The sequence below is a fragment of the Acinetobacter sp. WCHA45 genome (assembly GCF_002165255.2).
Taxonomy (GTDB): Bacteria; Pseudomonadota; Gammaproteobacteria; order Pseudomonadales; family Moraxellaceae; genus Acinetobacter.
Window position 1 is genome coordinate 1588133 of sequence record NZ_CP028561.1, and the last position, 19129, is coordinate 1607261.

17 protein-coding genes are annotated in these 19129 nt (G+C 38.7%); 9 read left to right on the plus strand and 8 right to left on the minus strand.

Features of this window, described 5'->3' with window-relative positions; all coding sequences use genetic code 11:
- Positions 1-8: 8 nt before the first annotated feature.
- Entirely contained in the window at positions 9-1361 is a 1353-nt protein-coding gene (locus tag CDG55_RS09090; RefSeq protein ID WP_087536158.1) for an MFS transporter, read from the minus strand.
- 526 nt (positions 1362-1887) lie between these two features.
- On the opposite strand from CDG55_RS09090, the gene CDG55_RS09095 reads away from it, so the two are divergent.
- The 5 genes from CDG55_RS09095 (at position 1888) to accC (ending at position 6516) form a co-directional block, all read left to right on the plus strand.
- Positions 1888-2478 (plus strand): ANTAR domain-containing response regulator, encoded by a 591-nt coding sequence (locus CDG55_RS09095; protein WP_004661975.1) that lies wholly within the window; start codon positions 1888-1890, stop codon positions 2476-2478.
- Entirely contained in the window at positions 2479-3489 is a 1011-nt protein-coding gene (locus tag CDG55_RS09100) for an ABC transporter substrate-binding protein (RefSeq protein WP_087536159.1), read from the plus strand.
- Positions 3490-4235: 746 nt separating this feature from the next.
- Positions 4236-4685 carry a type II 3-dehydroquinate dehydratase gene (aroQ, locus tag CDG55_RS09105; protein ID WP_005160410.1) on the plus strand — a complete coding sequence of 150 codons (450 nt, stop codon included), beginning with the start codon at positions 4236-4238 and terminating at the stop codon, positions 4683-4685.
- 26 nt (positions 4686-4711) lie between these two features.
- Positions 4712-5134: an acetyl-CoA carboxylase biotin carboxyl carrier protein gene (gene accB, locus CDG55_RS09110; protein ID WP_005160413.1), complete on the plus strand. Its 423-nt coding sequence runs from the start codon at positions 4712-4714 to the stop codon at positions 5132-5134.
- Between the two features lie 17 nt (positions 5135-5151).
- The gene (gene accC, locus CDG55_RS09115; RefSeq protein ID WP_004661970.1) at positions 5152-6516 is read left to right on the plus strand and encodes an acetyl-CoA carboxylase biotin carboxylase subunit; all 1365 of its coding nucleotides are present in this window, start codon (positions 5152-5154) and stop codon (positions 6514-6516) included.
- 46 nt (positions 6517-6562) lie between these two features.
- Here the strand turns inward: accC and CDG55_RS09120 are convergent, their stop codons facing one another.
- Positions 6563-7039 carry a hypothetical protein gene (locus CDG55_RS09120; RefSeq protein WP_005160433.1) on the minus strand — a complete coding sequence of 159 codons (477 nt, stop codon included), beginning with the start codon at positions 7037-7039 and terminating at the stop codon, positions 6563-6565.
- Between the two features lie 204 nt (positions 7040-7243).
- On the opposite strand from CDG55_RS09120, the gene CDG55_RS09125 reads away from it, so the two are divergent.
- Complete coding sequence (locus CDG55_RS09125) at positions 7244-8734, plus strand: amidase (protein WP_087536160.1); 1491 nt, start codon at positions 7244-7246, stop codon at positions 8732-8734.
- A gap of 1 nt (position 8735) precedes the next feature.
- Here the strand turns inward: CDG55_RS09125 and CDG55_RS09130 are convergent, their stop codons facing one another.
- The 5 genes from CDG55_RS09130 to CDG55_RS09150 all read right to left on the minus strand — a co-directional run bounded on the left by CDG55_RS09130 (position 8736) and on the right by CDG55_RS09150 (position 13872).
- Positions 8736-9908, minus strand: a complete 1173-nt coding sequence (locus tag CDG55_RS09130) for an MFS transporter (protein WP_213066140.1) — start codon at positions 9906-9908, stop codon at positions 8736-8738.
- Positions 9909-10136: 228 nt separating this feature from the next.
- Positions 10137-11165: an alpha/beta hydrolase gene (locus CDG55_RS09135; protein WP_087536161.1), complete on the minus strand. Its 1029-nt coding sequence runs from the start codon at positions 11163-11165 to the stop codon at positions 10137-10139.
- A gap of 1 nt (position 11166) precedes the next feature.
- Positions 11167-12300: a YdcF family protein gene (locus CDG55_RS09140; protein ID WP_087536162.1), complete on the minus strand. Its 1134-nt coding sequence runs from the start codon at positions 12298-12300 to the stop codon at positions 11167-11169.
- An 8-nt stretch (positions 12301-12308) separates the two neighbouring features.
- Positions 12309-13343 (minus strand): UDP-N-acetylmuramate dehydrogenase, encoded by a 1035-nt coding sequence (murB, locus tag CDG55_RS09145; protein ID WP_087536163.1) that lies wholly within the window; start codon positions 13341-13343, stop codon positions 12309-12311.
- Between the two features lie 16 nt (positions 13344-13359).
- Positions 13360-13872, minus strand: coding sequence for a low molecular weight protein-tyrosine-phosphatase (locus CDG55_RS09150; protein ID WP_087536164.1), 513 nt, complete (start codon positions 13870-13872; stop codon positions 13360-13362).
- Between the two features lie 181 nt (positions 13873-14053).
- Here CDG55_RS09150 and CDG55_RS09155 point away from each other — a divergent pair, with 181 nt between their 5' ends.
- The gene (locus CDG55_RS09155) at positions 14054-15214 is read left to right on the plus strand and encodes an iron-containing alcohol dehydrogenase (RefSeq protein WP_087536165.1); all 1161 of its coding nucleotides are present in this window, start codon (positions 14054-14056) and stop codon (positions 15212-15214) included.
- Positions 15211-15654, plus strand: a complete 444-nt coding sequence (locus CDG55_RS09160) for an acyl-CoA thioesterase (protein WP_087536166.1) — start codon at positions 15211-15213, stop codon at positions 15652-15654. The genes CDG55_RS09155 and CDG55_RS09160 overlap by 4 nt, the downstream gene beginning before the upstream one ends.
- 46 nt (positions 15655-15700) lie before the next feature.
- Here CDG55_RS09160 and dnaX read toward each other — a convergent pair whose 3' ends face one another.
- Positions 15701-17755: a DNA polymerase III subunit gamma/tau gene (dnaX, locus tag CDG55_RS09165; RefSeq protein ID WP_111313920.1), complete on the minus strand. Its 2055-nt coding sequence runs from the start codon at positions 17753-17755 to the stop codon at positions 15701-15703.
- A 203-nt stretch (positions 17756-17958) separates the two neighbouring features.
- Here dnaX and CDG55_RS09170 point away from each other — a divergent pair, with 203 nt between their 5' ends.
- On the plus strand, positions 17959-19119 hold the full coding sequence (locus tag CDG55_RS09170; protein WP_005160475.1) for a cupin domain-containing protein: 1161 nt from the start codon (positions 17959-17961) through the stop codon (positions 19117-19119).
- The last annotated feature ends 10 nt before the right edge of the window (positions 19120-19129 follow it).

A 19129-nucleotide genomic window follows, 5' to 3' on the forward strand; every position in this document is an offset into this window, starting at 1 on the left:
ACCTGAGATTAAGCTGCGCTGTTTTGTTCTGAGCCGCGTTCTAAAATTGCTTGTTCAAATAAGCGTTGTTCTTTTTCTTTATGCTCTACTGAAAAGCGGATGAGCATTACTGAGCTTGCTGCGATGACAACTAAACCACCTAGAACCATTAAGCAAGTTTGGATATCAACCATGCCTTTCAGTAAGAATCCCGCTGCAACTGCACCTACATTTCCACCTGCACCAATAATGCCTGCAACCCCACCAAGTGCTTCTCGATCGATAAAAGGAACCAATGCATAGGTTGCACCACACGCCATATGAGTAAATAATGCGAACACAGTCATTACTAAAATTGCGAACACAGGACCATTCATTTGTGAGAACAACATTAAGAAGAGCCCTTCGCCAAGAATTAAAGCAAATAGCACTTTAGTACGACCGTCTAAACCTTTTTTGAGTGCAACTTTGTCTGAAAGAATCCCACCCAATGCACGGGCAAATAATGCAAGCAAACCAAAGACACCTGCTGCTAAACCAGCTTCTTTTAATCCAAAACTGAAGTGCTCGACGTAGTACATCGCTATGATGTTATGCATAAAGATTTCGATACCGAAACAAGCTGCATATGAGAAGAAGAGAATCCATACGCGGTAGTTACGTGCAGCATGCATTAAAATTGCCAGACCACCTTTTTTATCGCTGCCAACAACCACACCATGCGCACGTAACTCTTTGAAATCACCTTGAGGACAATCTTGGGTAAACTTCCAGTAAAGAAAACCTACGATCACCATCATGAAACCTGGGACGATTAGTGCGAGTCTCCAACCAAATGCCTGCTCAACGCCAAACATCACCAATGCAGATAGTAATAACGGCATAAGTGCTTGTGTTGCCCCACCACCAGCATTACCCCAGCCAGCAGAGGCTGCGTTTGCAGTTCCCACGACATTTGGAGCAAACATGATGCTAGTGTGGTATTGCGTAATCACAAAACTCGCACCAATCGCACCAATTAATAAGCGAAAGAACAGAAATGATTCATAACTATTTGCAGAAGCGACACCAAAAACGGGGATACTGCCGATAATCAACAAAGCGGTATATGTTTTACGTGGTCCGTACTTGTCACATAAAGGACCAATGATCAAACGGACTAAGATGGTAATTGCGACTGCTGCGATATTGATATTTGCGATTTGATCTTTAGTCAGATGAAATTCACCTGCAATGACTGGCATTAAAGGTGCACATGCAAACCAAGCAAAGAAGCAAACAAAGAAAGCAAGCCAACTCATGTGGAATGCTCGCATCGCTGGCGCTGAGAAGTTAAATAACTTAATTGATGTGGCTTTTTTCGCCGATAAATCTAAAGACATTGCCATCTCCTATACTGAACGTATACTGCTTTGTTGACACATATCGCTGTGTAAACAAACCGATCAGATCGGACATCGTTGGCCGTCTTACAATTTTTTAAAAAGTCTTCATTGACTCAATAAAGACAAAGCAAATGTTATGCCAATTAATAAAATAAAAATTAAAAATAACATTAACTATTGTTTAATAATGATTTTCTATAAAATAAATAGCATTTTAAATATCTTTTAATTGATTGAATAAATGCCGAATACATCAATGAACTGTTTTAAAGCACAATTAAACATGCTTCAAAATAATTCTTTTTATGCACCAACAATGAACATTAATTATTTTTAATAAAGATCACATCCATTTTTTATTTGTTTCCCTTAGCTGCAACGATACAATAAAGCGCACAAAATAGAGGCTAAAGTAATGCCTGCACTGAATAGATCATTCCTCATGGCATTAATTTTGCTTCAAAAAAATACTTAAAGCGCATTATGCTAAATGTGCATTGACTTATAATTTGACTTTATATTTATGCCGAAACTCAAAATCGCACTCATAGATGATGATCAGGCTCGAGCTGAATACATTAAAACATGTTTAATTCAACATGACTTTGATGTCGTTGCTAGTTTGACTTTAGATCACCTCAATGTTTTTAAATTAGAACATCTTCAAGCAGATGTTATTTTGCTTGATATGGATCACCCTCATCGTGATGTAATTGAGAGTTGCGTAAGCAATTTTGACTTACCAACGGTATTATTCACCAAGAACACTGACCGAGATATGATTAAACAGGCGATTGATGCAGGAATTACCGCCTATATCGTTGATGGTATCGATCCAAGTCGATTACATACCATTTTAGATATTTCGATTCAGCAATATAAAAAACATAAAAAGTTAGAAGGTGATCTCAAAGATGCAAAGACCAAACTAGCGGATCGTAAAGATGTTGAGAAAGCTAAAGTCCTACTGATGCAATTACACGGATTAACCGAAGACAAAGCATTCCAACTCCTTAGAAAAAATGCCATGAGCCATCGTATGACTATTGGTGAAATGTCACGACGCTTGCTCGACGCACAACAGCTTTTGAACAACCAATTAAAGGATGAATAAATGAGCAGTTTAGAAAAAAGTGAATTGCAACTTGGCTACATCCCTTTGCTCGATTGTATTGCGCTATTATGGGCAAAACAGCGTGGTTTGTTTGAAGCAGTAGGTCTAAATGTTACCTTAACCAAAGAAGCTTCTTGGGCAAGCCTACGTGATCGACTGGCTTTTGGTCTTTTAGATGCTGCACATTGCTTATCTGCCATGTTACCTGCAGCCGCAATAGGTGCTGATCAAATCGGTATTCCATTACAAACACCGGTCGTTCTCAGTGAAAATCGAGCTTTCATAAGTTTAAGTCAAAAACTGTGTTATCAGTTAGATATAAAGAAATATGATGCTTTAGAGCTATCAGCTCAAAAATTAGTAGAACACATGAAAAAAAATCATGTGGTCTCTTTAGGACATGTTTTCCAGCATTCCATCCATCATTATTGCTTAAGAGAATGGTTAGCATTAGCAGATTCTGAACTGGCACATTCAATACAACTCAAAACCTTACCACCTCCATATATGGTAGAAGCGCTAAATAACCATTTAATTGATGGTTTTTGTGTTGGCGAGCCATGGAATACTCAGGCAGAATTGGCGGGATTAGGGCAAATTGTCGGTTCGAGCCAAGACATCATTCCCAATGTTGCGGATAAAGTTCTAGCTGTAACGCAAGAGTGGGCTCAACAGCATCCAAATACATTAATTGCCTTAACTCGCGCAATCTTGCAGGCTCAACAAGAGTTACGTGTATTAGAAGATTTTGAACCTGTCTGGCAACTTTTAATTGATTTTGATGTCATCCAGTTTGAATGTTCGCCAAGCATTCATGTTGAAAAATACTATACGATCCAAGATATAATTCGGAACTTCGTTAAAAGTAGCGCTATACCTAAAAGTACAGATTTTGAATGGTTATTTCAGCAAATGCAAAAATGGAACAATTTGCCTGTAGGTTCTATAGATTACGAAAATAAAGCGCAAAGTTTTCTACTATTAGATACTTATTTAGCAGCATCAAAATAAGAGAACTCGTGATAAAAAAAGCTGTCTTGTGAAAAAGACAGCTTTGAAAAGACCCATAAGAGATTCTGCCAATCGAGAGCGATCTCTTATGTAATAGCTATACTATCTATATTCAATTTATCTTTTTCGGACATTTTCATGTCATTAGCAGCCATACAAAACTTCACAATTCATCTTTTTTGCCAATAAGCCACTTTCGTCGATTTAATCACCCCCCTACCCACGAGCTTGAACCCAATGGCAAATTGAAGCTAATGCTTATTATCAATCTAAACTAGCATATTTTTATAATTCAGTATCACGACGCTTCATCCACTGCTCTCTTTAGAAGTATATTTATACTAATTTTAAAAAATCCATTAGAATTAAAACAAATATTTTTCAAAAGTTTAGAATAAAAAAATATTCATAGCTTGAAATAAACACATGAACTAATTAGAACTCAATATAAGTTTCAAAAAAGCAAATCTATGAATTACATGACTTTCGAGTTACACAAATTACATGAACGAAATAAGGTAATTCAGTTTAAAATAGTGAAAAATAAAATAAGCCTGAAATTTGTCATATTTTAACATTGCCATTTCCTTGCAAAGTTTTCATTATATGCAGCATGCTTGGTACGCAACTTTCTTCATCCATTAAAAGAAATTATAAGAAAAAATGCAGAATTTTGTGCCATAATAAGCAAACTTTGCAGACATCTTGCAAAAAACATTTGCAGATTTAGAACTGGAGCAGGCTGAATGAGCTCAACCATTTTGGTAATTCACGGACCGAATTTGAACTTGCTAGGAAAACGCGAACCAGAGGTTTATGGTTATCTCACCTTAGATGATATTAACCAGCAACTCACCACTCAAGCTCAACAAGCATCATTTACACTAGATACATTTCAAAGCAACTGGGAAGGTGCGATTGTCGATCGCATTCATCAAGCACAAACTGAAGGGGTTAAATTTATCATTATTAACCCTGCAGCCTTGACTCATACTTCAGTTGCTCTACGCGATGCCCTTCTTGGCGTTGCGATTCCATTTATTGAGGTTCATTTGTCAAATGTTCACGCCCGTGAATCATTCCGTCATCACTCATATTTATCAGACAAAGCCATTGGTGTTATTTGTGGCTTAGGTGCGAAGGGTTACTCCTTTGCTCTCGATTTTGCAATCGAAAAAATTCAATCTTCTAACTAATTTATACATTTCAGGAATGCTCACTCATGGATATCCGTAAAATCAAGAAACTCATCGATTTGATGATTGAATCTGACTTACAAGCGATTGAAGTTAAGGAAGGTGATCAATCCATCTCATTAACTCGCCCTACTCCAGTTTACGCAGCGGCACCTTTGGCAGCAGCACCTAGTGCTTCTGCTCCTGCGGCCCCAGCAGCAAAAACACCTCGTGGCGCCGTAGAAACGTCACCGATGGTTGGTGTGTTCTATTCTGCACCAAGCCCAGGCGAAGGCCCATTCGTAAATGTAGGTCAAACAGTTTCTGCAGGTGAAACACTGGGTATCATCGAAGCGATGAAAATCATGAACCCAATTGAGGCGACTAAAAGCGGCGTGATTGAAGAAATCTTGGTAAAAAATGGTGAAGTGATCCAATTTGGTCAACCACTTTTCCGCTACCGCGCCTAATTAATTTGGGGATTCTAATGTTGCAAAAAGTATTAATTGCAAATCGCGGTGAAATCGCCTTACGAATTACGCGAGCTTGTAAAACGCTTGGCATTAAAACAGTTGGTATTTATTCTGATGCTGACAAAGACTTAATGCATTTACGCTTCGTTGATGAAGCTGTCTGTATTGGGCCGGGTACCACAAGTGAAAGTTATTTAAATATTCCTGCAATTATTACTGCTGCAGAAATTACAGGTGCGGATGCCATCCATCCTGGATACGGCTTTTTGTCTGAAAATGCTGAATTTGCTGAAATTGTAGAAAGCTCAGGTTTTATTTTTATTGGTCCTCGCCCTGAACACATTCGTCTTATGGGTAACAAGGTATCCGCGATTATTGCCATGAAAAAGGCTGGCGTACCCACCGTGCCTGGATGTGACCATGCTGTAACGATTAACAATGCACTTGCTGAAGCAAAAGAAATTGGCTTCCCGTTGATCGTCAAAGCAGCATCAGGCGGCGGCGGTCGTGGTATGCGTATCGTTGAACGTGTCGACACATTACTTGAATCAGTTCAAGCTGCACAACGTGATGCTGAGATGTGGTTTGGTGATGATACTGTATACATGGAGCGCTTCTTACAGAAACCTCGCCATGTAGAAGTTCAAGTGTTAGGTGATGGTAACGGTCATGCAATCCATTTATATGACCGAGACTGCTCTTTACAACGTCGTCATCAAAAGGTGTTAGAAGAAGCACCTGCTCCAAATCTACCAGAACAAGCACGTGCTGATATTTTGGAAGCATGTGTCAATGCTTGTAAGTTGATGCAATACCGTGGTGCTGGAACTTTTGAGTTTTTATTTGAAGAAGGCGAATTCTTCTTTATCGAAATGAATACTCGTGTTCAAGTTGAGCATCCTGTAACTGAAATGGTTACTGGCATTGATATTATTGAACAACAACTGCGGATTGCGGCTGGTTTAGGTTTAAATATTGAACAGCATGAAGTCGAAGTAAAAGGTCATGCGATTGAATGCCGTATCAATGCTGAAGATCCGACCACCTTCTTACCTTCTCCTGGTAAAATAGAAAACTTCTATGCACCAGGCGGCGCAGGTATTCGTTTAGATTCTCATATTTATCAAGGCTATAGTATTCCACCGTATTATGATTCGATGATTGCAAAACTCATCGCTCATGGTAAAGATCGTAAAACATCTTTAGCTCGTATGCGTCAAGCTTTAGATGAAATGATTTTGACTGGAATCAAAACCAACATTCCATTGCACAAAGATCTTATCTTGCAGGACAAAAACTTCTGTGAACAAGCTATGGATATTCATTATCTAGAAAAACATTTGCTAAAACAGCTTGAACCGAAAGCTGAAAAAGCATAAATAAAAAAGCCTCTAAGTTAAGAGGCTTTTTTATTATTCAATCTTTCTAAGGCAAGACACGGCGTAATGTTGCAAAACATTTTTCGCCTTTTTCATTGGCGCAAAAATTAATGGTGTGATCATTTTCCCATTTCACAAAATATTGCGAAACCTCACCAGTTTGGTCTAGTGTTTGACCAGAGCAATCCATCTGATTATTGTCATACTTAATCTGTAGAACCAATGCTGGTAAACGTTCTTTATGATCTTCTGAAGGTTGATAATCATATAAACCATAAGACCACTCTTGGTTACTCTTAATTACGACCTCATTCATTCCACGAAAATTATAGTATTCGACACACTTCTTATTATTAGGAATTTCCATTCCCCATAGCCCCATGATTTCAGGACGAGTTATCACTCTAATCGCATTTGCTTTAGCCAATTGTTGTGCTGTTACTGCTTTTTCATTTACGACCGTGTCTGCCATAGTCCATGTTGAGCAAGCCCATAATAATCCAATAATATAAATATTTTTCATAGATTTAATTAAGTCGTAATCTAAACGGTGCAAGGCTTTAAATTAGCATATTTTTTGAGAAAAACATGCATTCATAACCATATAAACACAATATTTTTAGCTTGAACTTTATTTGATTGTTATGGCATTTTTTCAGGTATGCTAGCTCTAGATTTACAGTTATTTTATTTACATTATAAAGATTTAGCTTTAAGGATAAAAGCCATGAAATTTTCTGAATACGTGCAATATGATGGTTTAGGATTAGCAGAACTGGTCAAAAGCAAACAAGTTCATCCTTCAGAATTATTAAAAATTGCATTAGAACGAACAGATCAAGTCAATCCAAAGCTAAATGCCATTATTATTCCAATGTATCAACAAGCGAAGCAGCGCGCACAGCAAGAATTCTCTGGATTATTTGCAGGTGTTCCATTTCTAGTCAAAGATCTATTTCAAGAATATCAAGGCATTCCAACGTCTTATGGTAGCCAAGCGCTAAAAAAAATTAATTATACACCTGATTTTAATGCTGAAATCGTAAACCGCTGGGAACAAACAGGGATTATCACTTTTGGTCGTACGAACACGCCTGAGTTTGGTATCAAAGGAATTACTGAACCCGATGCTTGGGGGGCTTGCCACAATCCGTGGAATTTAAAACACAATAGTGGTGGTTCTTCTGGTGGATCAGGCTCTGCAGTTGCAGGTGGAATCGTCCCAGTTGCAGGCGCAGGTGACGGTGGCGGATCAATTCGTATCCCCGCTTCTTATTGTGGTTTATTTGGATTAAAACCGAGTCGTGGTCGTACACCTTGGGGGCCACAATACAGTGAAGCAATGCATGGTGCTGCCATGCAACATGTTCTCTGCAAAACAGTTCGCGATAGTGCTGCCATGCTCGATGCAGTTCAAGGCCCAGAACAAACTTCACTTTTTAGAATAGAACCACCTGAAAAGAAATATTTAGATATCATTCAACAGGCTCCAAGAAAACTCAAAATTGCTTTTAATACTCAATCACCGATTGGAACAAAAGTTTCTAAAGACGCGATTCAAGCTGTTCAACAAACCGCTCAGTTACTGGAATCTTTAGGGCATATTGTTGTAGAAGATCGTCCAAAAATAGATGGTTTAGCATTAGGAAAAGACTTTGTAACCACTTGGTTCAGCCAGTTCTCATATATGCAGGCACAAATTAAACAAATGGCAGGTGCAACTGATCATGATTTCGAATTAGATTCTATTGCCCTCGCTGCTTTTGGGGCCAAGACAACCGCAACAGAATATATTCATACACTGAATAATTGGGGGCTTTATAGCACTCAAATGAACATTTTCTTTGAAAAATATGATCTTTATTTAACCCCAACAACAGCATCAGTCGCACCTAAAAATGGGGAAGTTGCGACACCTAATTGGCAAAAACCAATCTTGAAAGGACTGTTAAAAGTAGGAAAGGCGCACTATCTGGCACAAGGTAAATTAGTTGAAAAAATGGTGCAGGATAATTTAAGTTGGGTACCTTTTACGCAGTTAGCAAATGTCACAGGCTTACCTGCCATGTCTGTGCCTTTATACTGGAATAAAAGTGGCTTACCTTTAGGCAGCCAATTTATTGCACCTTTTGGACGTGAAGATCGTTTATTGCAACTTGCAGCACAATTAGAACAAACACAACCATGGATGTCTCAATATCAGAATATTCAACTCTAACCTAAGTTTTAGCTGCCGTTTCCAATTGATTCGGCAGCCAAAATACTAAAAACAAACCGACGAGTACGATACCACTTGCATATAAGAAAATTGTTGCGCCTGAAAACACTTGCCAATAATGCCCAGCTAATAGACTTCCAGATGCAACCCCTAACCCCCACATGGTGCTGTAAAGTGCTTGTCCCCGCCCTTGTTGCTCAGCTGAAAAATTTTGAAAAATCACTTTCATTGCAATTAAGTGAAATAATCCAAAACTAAAGGCATGTAAACATTGAGCAAATAACTGACCCAAAAAATGTGTGTTTAATATACTAACCAAAAACCAGCGTAAACTTGTCAAAATCAAGCATACTGCAACTAGTGTCCGCCAAGAGAAACGAGTAAAGAAAACTTTTTGCGCTATGGCAAACATGATAATTTCTGCAATTACGCCTGTTGCCCACAGCGTTCCAATTTGTGTCGTGCTAAACCCAATCTCTTTTAAAAAATTACTATAAAAACTATAAAATGGCGCTTGTGAGAATAATAAAACAAATTCAATCGCAAAAAATGCAGCCACAGTAGGTCGTTTTAAAATAGGTATTATAGATTCTAGTTTTTTTTGCGAGCTAGGCGCATGTTCAGGTTCTTTAATGCTAAATGACCACAAAAAAGCTAAAAAAGAAACCGCTAGAAGTAAAATGGGTAGCATTGAAATTTCAATAATTTCTAATAAAGCTCCGATAATGAATACGCCTAATATGAAGCCAACAGATCCCCACTTTCTAACTTTTCCATAAAGCTCTGCGCGTTTATCCCCCAACCAGAATAAAGTAACGCCTTCAAATTGCGCCAAAATTGCATTTTGAAAGAAACTAAAGATCAGCATGAGTAGTGCAACAGATTGAAAGCTATTCGGGATGACAAAGATGGCAAACCAGATGCAGGCTTCCATCCATGTTGCAATACGCACTAGCAACATTCGTTTGCCTGACTTATCAGCAATCCAGCCCCAAATCAGCGGTGCAAAAAAACGAGTAATAATCGCAATTGAAGACAAAATACCAATTTCTTGATAATTAAAACCTTGATCTTGTAGATACAAGTTCCAATAAGGCATGAATGTACCCACTATGGAATAGTAGAATAGGTAGAAACCACTCAATCGGGTTTGGATATTCAGGGAATGCAACAAATTAAGAGCCTTATCAACAAATGTAGACTGAAAAAATCGGAAAATTTATCAAGATAGGTTGAAGTGAATTTTAGCTGATTTAAGAGAATAATTCTCAACTCTAACAATTCATTACTTGTGGTATATCACGGTTCTTAGCAAGGTTTCTCTATTGTTGAATAATAGGAATCTCCTGCCTATGGCTAGCCCTGCACAAGCTCATTGCCAGTAGATTATAAAAAATCACCACTAGTAATAGTGGTGATTTGGTTTTGCATGTAAAAATGCAGGAATCAATCCAGTCAAAGCAGCTCGAATATCTGTACGCTCATTAATCAATTGATGTGAACCCTCTTCCAACATCAACAAGGTCTGTAATCTAAATTTTCGGCGAATATATTCAATGTTATAACGCCAATCTACCGTTTGATCGAGTGCACCTTGAGCAAGCCATACAGGAATACGACATGCAGGTCGATGTTCCATTTCTAACATCCATTTGGACATTGCTAAAATCCAATCCATCCCCATCATTCGAGGCTGTAATGGATCAGTTAGGCGAATAAATCTTAAAAACTCAGGATTATGATTATTACGACGGAAATGTCGTGGTACTTGGCTCTTTATACGACGAATAATTCCTAAGCCAACAGAATTATGCCACCAAGCTGTTTTTGCAGGTCGAATCAATGGCGATAAGAGCAACACTCGATTAACGATCGGATCTTCTCTACGCTCAGCAAATTCAAGTAAATGATGCATCCAAATCGCACCACCAGTACTTTGCCCTATTCCTAACCATGGTTTTGGTAGTTGTTTAGCACTACGAACAACATCATAAACTGCATGCAATACTTGCTGGTAATGGTCAAAATTCTGAATACTTGCTGGTGAACCATTACTTAATCCATGACCGGGCAAATCGTATGTAATAACACTGAATCCTTGATCAAGAATTTCTTTTATGATGGGTTGATAAATACCACTATGTTCTAAGTATCCATGTAATAAGCATACCGTACCTAAAATCTTTTCGCGTTGAGGTTGAAATACTTGTACATGTAAACGAAATAATGGCATTTCAACATAACCTTGCCAGTGTTCACATTCAAGTAAATCTAAACCATAAAGCTTTCTATAGGCTTGTAGTGCTTTTGAAGGTTCTATTATTTTTGATAAATCAAGCGACTCTAAAAGCTGAGGCGTTGTTTCTCTATTGGGGATAGGTAAATCCAATTGTTTGAGTATTGTCGGATTTAAAAATGGAATATTGGACATATTATGGTATCTCTCGACAATCACCTGAGCCAAAAAGCGTATCACGAATCGTAGCTAGCAATTCATAGTTAGCACGACGACTGTGATCATAATTTTGTTCACTTGGTCGCCAGTCTGTCAATGTTGTTGGCATCGGTGCGATCACAGGAACAGTTTCAATTCCATTGAGTGCAAATAAACGTCTTGTTCGTGGCATATGATATTCATCTGTGATGAGAATGACTGTCGGTGCGCCACCTTTCTTTTGCAGTAATAATGAACTAAATCTGGAGTTTTCACAGGTATTCATACTTCTATTTTCTAGAAGCTTCGCTTCTATACCGCGTTCTTTCAGCCAAGCTTGCATATAAGGTGCTTCAACACCACTTAAAACAATAGGAAGAGGATATTGCTTTTCGACTTGCAAAGTTTTTTCTAATCGAAGACGTGTATAGTTATTTACAACAATATCTTTACCATTTGCACCAAGTGTCAAGCCACCGCCTAAAACAACAATTGCATATGGCTGAGACAATCCTTGCGACTCGTTCATTCCATCCTTGTTCTTCTTCAGATCGACTAAATCTTTATTTGTCTCGTCTTTTTCATCTGAATAAACAGGTAACTCAACAGGATATGTTTCTAAAAAAGCAATATATTTTCCCATTAAAGCCTGATTATCAGGCGTATTCCACTGTAAAAAATCCATTGGCGTACTTGCTGCTAAAGCAGAACTCTCTTGTTCCTGTTCTGATTTCTCCTCCATTAATGGAATATTGGTCTGCTGGTTTTCTTCTACATTTTCACGTTCTTGCTCTTCGGTAATCAGTTGTTGTAATAATTTATAACGTGCTTGAATTAATCTTAAATCTTCAGGTTTTTCAGACCGAAATGTTTTTTCCATTAACTTGAGATAAGCTTGGCGCGCAATCCACAAATTAGACCCCGGCTCCAAAGTTTCATGCTCGCTTAATGCAGCTGGTTTCTGACTTTGTGCAGCAACTTCATTCACATCAACAGGTACAAATCGGTTTAGCCCCTTTACAACCAATTGCGAATAAAATGGCGAATATAAAAAAAGTACAAAGCAGCCTAATAGCACGAAAAATATAGTTATGATTCGTACTAAGCCAATCATCCAATGTACTTTATCCATAAAATTCCTTATACATGATGCGCTTGGATTAAGCCTTGCTCACTATACAACACTGGTTCAGGTTCTAATTGAATATTAAATTTCTGTTTTACATCACTTTGTACAGTTTGATAGGTATTTTTAACATCAGCTAATGTCGCATCTGCATAATTCACTAACACCAATGCCTGTTTATCAAACATTCCAACAGAACCAAGTTGTTTACCTTTCCAACCTGCTTGATCAATCAACCAACCCGCTGCAACTTTAACATTGCTATGTGTTTGAGGATAATGGGGAATATTTGGAAAATGTTGAGCAATTTTGCCAAATTCAGCTTCAGTCAAGATTGGATTCTTAAAAAAGCTTCCAACATTTGGAAATTCTTTTGGATCGGGCAATTTACTTTGACGAATATGAATCACCTGATTTTGTAAATTTTCAGCGGTGAATTCCTCTCCAACAGCTTGTTTAAGATCACCATAACTCAACTTCAAATCAGCTTTTTTTAATAGTTTGAAAGTAACACTGACGATGATGTAGCGGTTTGGATAATCTTTGAAAATACTATGGCGATAAGCAAAGTGACAGTCTAAACCTGAAATAGAATCAAATACTTTTAGTTGACGATCATAGACTTGAACAGAATCGATAAACTCACCAACTTCAACACCATAGGCACCAATATTCTGCACAGGTGATGCACCCACTAAGCCGGGAATGAGTGCGAGGTTTTGCAAACCAAACCATTGTTGTTGAGTGCTGTACAACACAAAGTCATGCCATACTTGCCCAGCACCCACTTTTACTGTGATGGTATTTTCATCTTCAGCGAGAACATTTATCCCTTGTATATTTAAATGCAACACCAAAGCTTGAATCTGTTGGGGTAATAACACATTACTTCCACCAGATAAAATCAAAGCATTCAAATTGTGTTGCTCAGCAAAGTTTAATGCCTCGATCACATCATCAGGATGATTGATTTGAACATAATGCGAAGCAATAGCACTCAAATTTAATGTATTTAAGTTTTTAAGCTGAACTTGTGCTTGTACCTGCATATTAAATTAAATCCTATTACCCTACTTTCATTTGCTTTTTAAAAACGTTAACCCATGCTTGGCTGCTAGATTCACATTGATCAAGTACTCGATCAAATCCATCCGATCCACCGTAGTAAGGGTCAGGCACTGCCTGCTGGTTAAAATGAGGGTCATGCTCACTCATCAATGCGATCTTGGCTCGAATTTGATCAGCACCGAATTGATTTACCGCTTTTGATATTAATGCCTGAATATCATGAAAATTTTCATGATCCATCGCAAGAATAAGATCAAACTCAATAAAATCCTCAAGACGAATTTGTCTGGCACGTAAGCCCGATAAATCATAGCCACGCTGTAGCGCATGTTTCTGGCTTCGCGCATCAGGTGCCTTGTTTGGGTGGTAATTGCTCGTACCCGCCGAATCGACAGATACATTTAAACCATGCGCATCACAATAATGTCTGAGAATTGCTTCCGCTGTGGGTGAACGGCATATATTTCCTAAACAGACACATAATACCTTGTACGGTATTGGGGATGGCATAATCACCTCAAAACTACACTTTTTAGAACATCTTATGGTAATTTATTTGGGCAGTGAAACCTATAGTTGCCTTATATAAAAATGTTGTATTTATTAGAATTTGTTGGCATTTTGTCTATGATTGCGACATGGGTCAGGTATGGACGATGATTTGTCAAAAGATAGAAATAAGGATGTACGTATGAACCAGTTTCAGTTCCAGACCGTTCCCAACATTATTGCAGGTTTAGGTTCAATACAGGAACTTAGAACCATCTTGTCACAACATGATTATCGAAAAGCGCTTCTGGTCACTGATGCTGGCATGATTCAGCACCAGCTTCATTTACCCATTCTAGACATTCTGGATCAGATAGGTCTTGAGACTATCATTTATTCCGATATTCAGGCCGACCCACCTGAACATATTGTTTTAGAAGCTGTTGATTTTGCGACACAAGAGCAAATTGATGTGATCATCGGTTTTGGTGGTGGTAGTTCCATGGATGTGGCTAAAATCATTGCCTTGCTCGCACACCCTAAACAACAGCAAAAACTGAGTGAAATCTATGGTGTAAACCAAGCCAAATCCCCTCGTTTGCCACTCATTCTTATTCCAACAACAGCGGGAACAGGTTCAGAAGTCACACCAATCTCAATTGTTACAACAGGTGCAACCACTAAAATGGGTGTGGTAGCACCAATTTTATATGCCGATGTGGCCATTTTAGATGCAACTTTTACACAAGGTCTGCCTGCTCACATCACGGCTGCAACAGGTATTGACGCGATGGTACATGCAATTGAAGCCTATACTTCAAATTTTAAAAAAAACTTCTATGCAGATATGTTAGCCCAAAATGCACTGAAATTATTAAATCATAATTTAGCTAAAGTATTGAAAAATGGTGCTGATTTAGAAGCTCGCCAAAATATGTTGGTCGGCTCAATGCTTGCTGGTCAAGCATTTGCTAATGCCCCAGTCGCGGCGGTCCATGCTCTCGCCTATCCATTGGGCGGACATTTCCATCTTTCACACGGACATACCAATGCCTTAGTTTTAATTGAAGTGCTTAAGTTTAATGCACCCAAAGCCAAGCATCACTATGCAGAGCTTATGCAACTGTTAGATCCACGTAGTACAGGTTGCACAGATGGTTTATGTGATCTATTTATTGATCATATGCAGAATCATTTGGACCAGAGTGGGTTAACATTGAAATTAAAAGATTTAGACATTCCTGAGGCGAAATTACCTCAGTTAGCAAAAGATGCAATGCTACAAACCAGATTGTTGCAGAACAATCCAAGGGAAATGACCGAGCAAGACGCATTACAGATTTATCAGGCGATTTATGCATGAGCAAACCGACTTTAAAACGACGCGAACAATTTAAATTCTTTTTTCCAATCCAAACCCGTTGGGCCGATAACGATATTTATGGTCATGTGAACAATGTGACCTACTATAGTTATTTTGATACCGCAGCTAATTCATTACTGATTCAAAAAACAGGATTTGACATTCACAACAATGAAGTTATTGGCTTAGTGGTGGATTCAGCCTGTAGTTTCTTACAGGAACTGTCGTTTCCAGAAATCATTGAAGTTGGTGTAGCGATTGGCAAAATTGGAAATTCATCACTTAGATATGAACTGGCGATCTTTAAACAAGGTCAGCACGAAGCTGCAGCTCAAGGGCATTTTGTCCATGTCTTTGTAGACAGAGAAAGTCGAAAAAGTACAGCAATTCCAGATGCAATGCGCTCTACACTCTTCGAATATTTGCTGCTGACCTTATAAATGAATAGAGGCAAAACGTTTCCGTTTTGCATCTTACTTAGAATCGTTAAGATTTCAATTGAATGTTATGTAACTCTGCATCAAAAGTTTCCACTAGGCTTTTGATTGTGGGTTCCTTGCTTAATAATTCGATCGCCCGATGATAAGCTCTTTCTTTACGCTCATTCTGCATAACTAAAGGCGTATTGGAATTAACAGCACCATATTGAACACTGAACAGCGTTTGTGGCCATTGTTCTTTTAATGCATCCTCCAAACCATGCTGCAATTGCGACAACATGCCCTCATATTTCTGCGGAATATGAAACACAGATGAACCATTAATATGCCCCTGCATAATGCCATGCTGTGCCAACTCCTGAACGGCTGGCGAAAGTTCACTATTTCTAAACCAATATTCCCATTTATCCAGATTCCACTCGCCCTCCAAAACCTGTTCACGAAGTTTAAGAATATCTTGAGGCATGAGATTGGTCTGGTCTACCAAATGCATCGTTTCAACCTGTTGAACTACATCAACCACAGGCATGGCAAATTGGTTTTCAATTTGCTGTTCCGTAGCAATAAATGTTTCTTCAAACAATTCAGGTTCAGCCTTAACGTTTAGCTCAGGTGCTTGATTGATGATTTGTGTAACTTCAGTTTGTTCTTCTACGGGAAAGATCAATACCTCATTTGATTCTGTGAATTCACTGGAATGAGCATTTTGCTGATGTATCGCTAAATGATCCAACCCAATCAGTTGCCCATCCGCCGTATTAAAAACCATGACATTTTCATCCTGAATTATACGCTCAGGTTCAGGTTCAGGTTCAGGTTCAGGTTCAGGTTCAGGTTCAGGTTCAGGTTCAGGTTCAGGTTCAGGTTCAGGTTCAGGTTCAGGTTCAGGTTCAACGCTAACCGCTTCTTGCTGAAATGCAAACTGATTTTCTGTACTTGAATCCTGTACAGGCTGATGCGCTTCAGGCGCTGTAATTTGCGTAACAGGTGTTGCAGTTACGATAACTTCATTCAAATTCAACGGTCTAAACGCCAGTAAACGCAACACCGTCATTTCAAAGCCTTGCTCTTGCGTCACCGCAAGTTGCAACTCAGCTCGACCTTTACAGGCAATTTGATAATACAACTGCAAATCTTGGGCAGAAATGAGTTTCGACAATTGTAGAATCTTCTGGTTAATTTCTTCACTATATTTCAGTGCAAGATCAGGTAAATATTGCAACAACGCCAATTCATGCAAGGTAGAAACCAATTGGTCTAAAACCAAGGACACATCTAAAGCTTGCTGTCTAAATTGTAGAAGGAGCTGACTTACCCGTGCTTGCTGATTTTGATGGATTGCCAAAATCAAATCATAAATAATGGTTCGGTCAATCAAACCGAGCATATCTTTAACATCTTGATGATGGACTGCACCTTGACCATAGGCAATTGCTTGGTCTGTTAAAGACAAGGCATCACGTAATGAACCTTGTGCAGATTCTGCAATTTGCCAAATCGCATCTTGATCGGCTTCGATATGCTCTTTATTTAAAATTGCTGTCAAATGTTCCGTAATTTCATCAACAGCCAAAGGACGTAAGGTAAATTGCAAACAGCGCGAGATGACGGTGATCGGCAATTTCTGTGGATCTGTCGTTGCAAAGAGGAACTTCACATGCTCTGGTGGTTCTTCCAGAGTTTTGAGCAAGGCATTAAATGAATGCGTTGAAAGCATATGCACTTCATCGATCAGATAGACCTTGAAGCGACCCTGCGTTGGCGCATAAGGCACATTATCGAGTAACTCGCGGGTATCTTCAACCTTGGTCCGAGATGCCGCATCGATTTCAATTAAATCAATAAAACGACCTTCATTTACCGCCTTACAAGTTGCACAAACTTCACACGGCGTTGACGTCACGCCTGTCTCGCAGTTCAAACACTTGGCTAAAATACGGGCAATCGTGGTTTTCCCGACACCGCGCGTTCCTGTAAACAAATAAGCATGATGCAAACGCCCACGTTCTAATGCGCTGGTTAAAGCACGAGAAACATGGTTTTGCCCAACTAACTCATTGAAATTACGAGGACGGTATTTTCTTGCCAGTACTTGATACATGTATGCTCCTTTCTGCATCTTAAGCATACTGTTTTTTTGAAAGGCTGTGAACGAGTCCACTTCTAATTGATCAAGATTAAATACTTTCTGAAGCTTTTAAACCTAATTTCTTATAGATTTAATTACAATCATCACAAGACTTGCACCGATATTCAACTCAATAGAGAATACACCATAATTTTTAAGTTGCTGGTCTCTTTGACATGTCTGAATCCTTAGCGGTACTCGGCGGTATTACCGCAGAACAATTCTTGAATGAATATTGGCAAAAAAAACCATTGTTAGTTCGCAATGCAATGCCTGAAATTATGGGTTTATTAGAACCCGAAGATGTCAAGGAACTAGCGCTAGAAGAAGATGTCAGTGCTCGCTTGATTCGTCAAAAAAATAAAAATCCAAATGAATGGCATGTAAAATCATCACCACTCACTAAAGGCGATTTCCAAAAGTTACCGAATCTTTGGACTATCTTGGTTCAAGCGGTGGACCATTATTCTTTTGATATTGCTGAGCTCTGGAAAAAATTTCCATTTATTCCTCAATGGCGCCGCGATGACATCATGGTCTCTTATGCACCTAAAGGTGGCTCTGTTGGTAAGCACTTCGATTTCTATGATGTATTCCTTGTACAAGGGCATGGTCATCGCCGTTGGCAACTCGGTCAAATGTGTGATGAATCAACAGAGTTTGTTGCAGATCAACCATTAAAACTCCTTTCTCAAATGAGTGTAAATTTTGATGAGGTACTTGCACCTGGCGATCTATTATATGTACCACCTGGTCTTGCTCATTATGGCGTTGCCGAGGATGATTGTTTAACTTTCTCATTTGGCTTCCGTATGCCAAATTTAGCTGAAATGACAGATCGACTCAGTGAACAATTCGCAAAAAACTCAGTCTTAACAAATCCTCTCGTGGATATTACTCGCATAAAAACAAATGCTATTGGAGAGATAAATAATTCCGAATTTTCTTATCTCAAGACTCAATTACTTGATTATCTCACTCAAGCACCAGAATTTGATGCTGCGATCATGGCATACATGAGTGAGTCTAAATATCCCAATAGCATTCCTGAGCCAGATGAAATTGTGGTAGATGATTTACTTGAAGTTATTAATAGCGGCTATCAACTTATTCTAGAACCTGCATCAAGATTGCTCTATAGACAACAAGATCAATTATTAGACTTTTGGGCAAATGGGGAAAATATCTGTATTTCTCAATCTTTCCAAGCACAACTGAAACAAATTGCAGATGGTGCAAGCTTAACATTTGATGAAGAATTTAATCATACGGATATTTTAGAAGATATCGTATTGTTACTGAATCAAGCAGTTATTATGTTGCTACCACCGCATTAAGCCTGATACA

Excerpts from the sequence above, each read along its gene's own strand:
- CDG55_RS09135 (WP_087536161.1), bottom strand. The coding sequence starts at position 11,165 with ATGTCCAATATTCCATTTTTAAATCCGACAATACTCAAACAATTGGAT.
- murB (WP_087536163.1), bottom strand. The coding sequence starts at position 13,343 with ATGCAGGTACAAGCACAAGTTCAGCTTAAAAACTTAAATACATTAAAT.
- CDG55_RS09090 (WP_087536158.1), bottom strand. The coding sequence starts at position 1,361 with ATGTCTTTAGATTTATCGGCGAAAAAAGCCACATCAATTAAGTTATTT.
- accC (WP_004661970.1), top strand. The coding sequence starts at position 5,152 with ATGTTGCAAAAAGTATTAATTGCAAATCGCGGTGAAATCGCCTTACGA.
- aroQ (WP_005160410.1), top strand. The coding sequence starts at position 4,236 with ATGAGCTCAACCATTTTGGTAATTCACGGACCGAATTTGAACTTGCTA.
- CDG55_RS09170 (WP_005160475.1), top strand. The coding sequence starts at position 17,959 with ATGTCTGAATCCTTAGCGGTACTCGGCGGTATTACCGCAGAACAATTC.
- CDG55_RS09150 (WP_087536164.1), bottom strand. The coding sequence starts at position 13,872 with ATGCCATCCCCAATACCGTACAAGGTATTATGTGTCTGTTTAGGAAAT.
- CDG55_RS09100 (WP_087536159.1), top strand. The coding sequence starts at position 2,479 with ATGAGCAGTTTAGAAAAAAGTGAATTGCAACTTGGCTACATCCCTTTG.
- CDG55_RS09155 (WP_087536165.1), top strand. The coding sequence starts at position 14,054 with ATGAACCAGTTTCAGTTCCAGACCGTTCCCAACATTATTGCAGGTTTA.
- accB (WP_005160413.1), top strand. The coding sequence starts at position 4,712 with ATGGATATCCGTAAAATCAAGAAACTCATCGATTTGATGATTGAATCT.
- CDG55_RS09125 (WP_087536160.1), top strand. The coding sequence starts at position 7,244 with ATGAAATTTTCTGAATACGTGCAATATGATGGTTTAGGATTAGCAGAA.
- CDG55_RS09120 (WP_005160433.1), bottom strand. The coding sequence starts at position 7,039 with ATGAAAAATATTTATATTATTGGATTATTATGGGCTTGCTCAACATGG.
- CDG55_RS09140 (WP_087536162.1), bottom strand. The coding sequence starts at position 12,300 with ATGGATAAAGTACATTGGATGATTGGCTTAGTACGAATCATAACTATA.
- CDG55_RS09095 (WP_004661975.1), top strand. The coding sequence starts at position 1,888 with ATGCCGAAACTCAAAATCGCACTCATAGATGATGATCAGGCTCGAGCT.
- CDG55_RS09160 (WP_087536166.1), top strand. The coding sequence starts at position 15,211 with ATGAGCAAACCGACTTTAAAACGACGCGAACAATTTAAATTCTTTTTT.
- dnaX (WP_111313920.1), bottom strand. The coding sequence starts at position 17,755 with ATGTATCAAGTACTGGCAAGAAAATACCGTCCTCGTAATTTCAATGAG.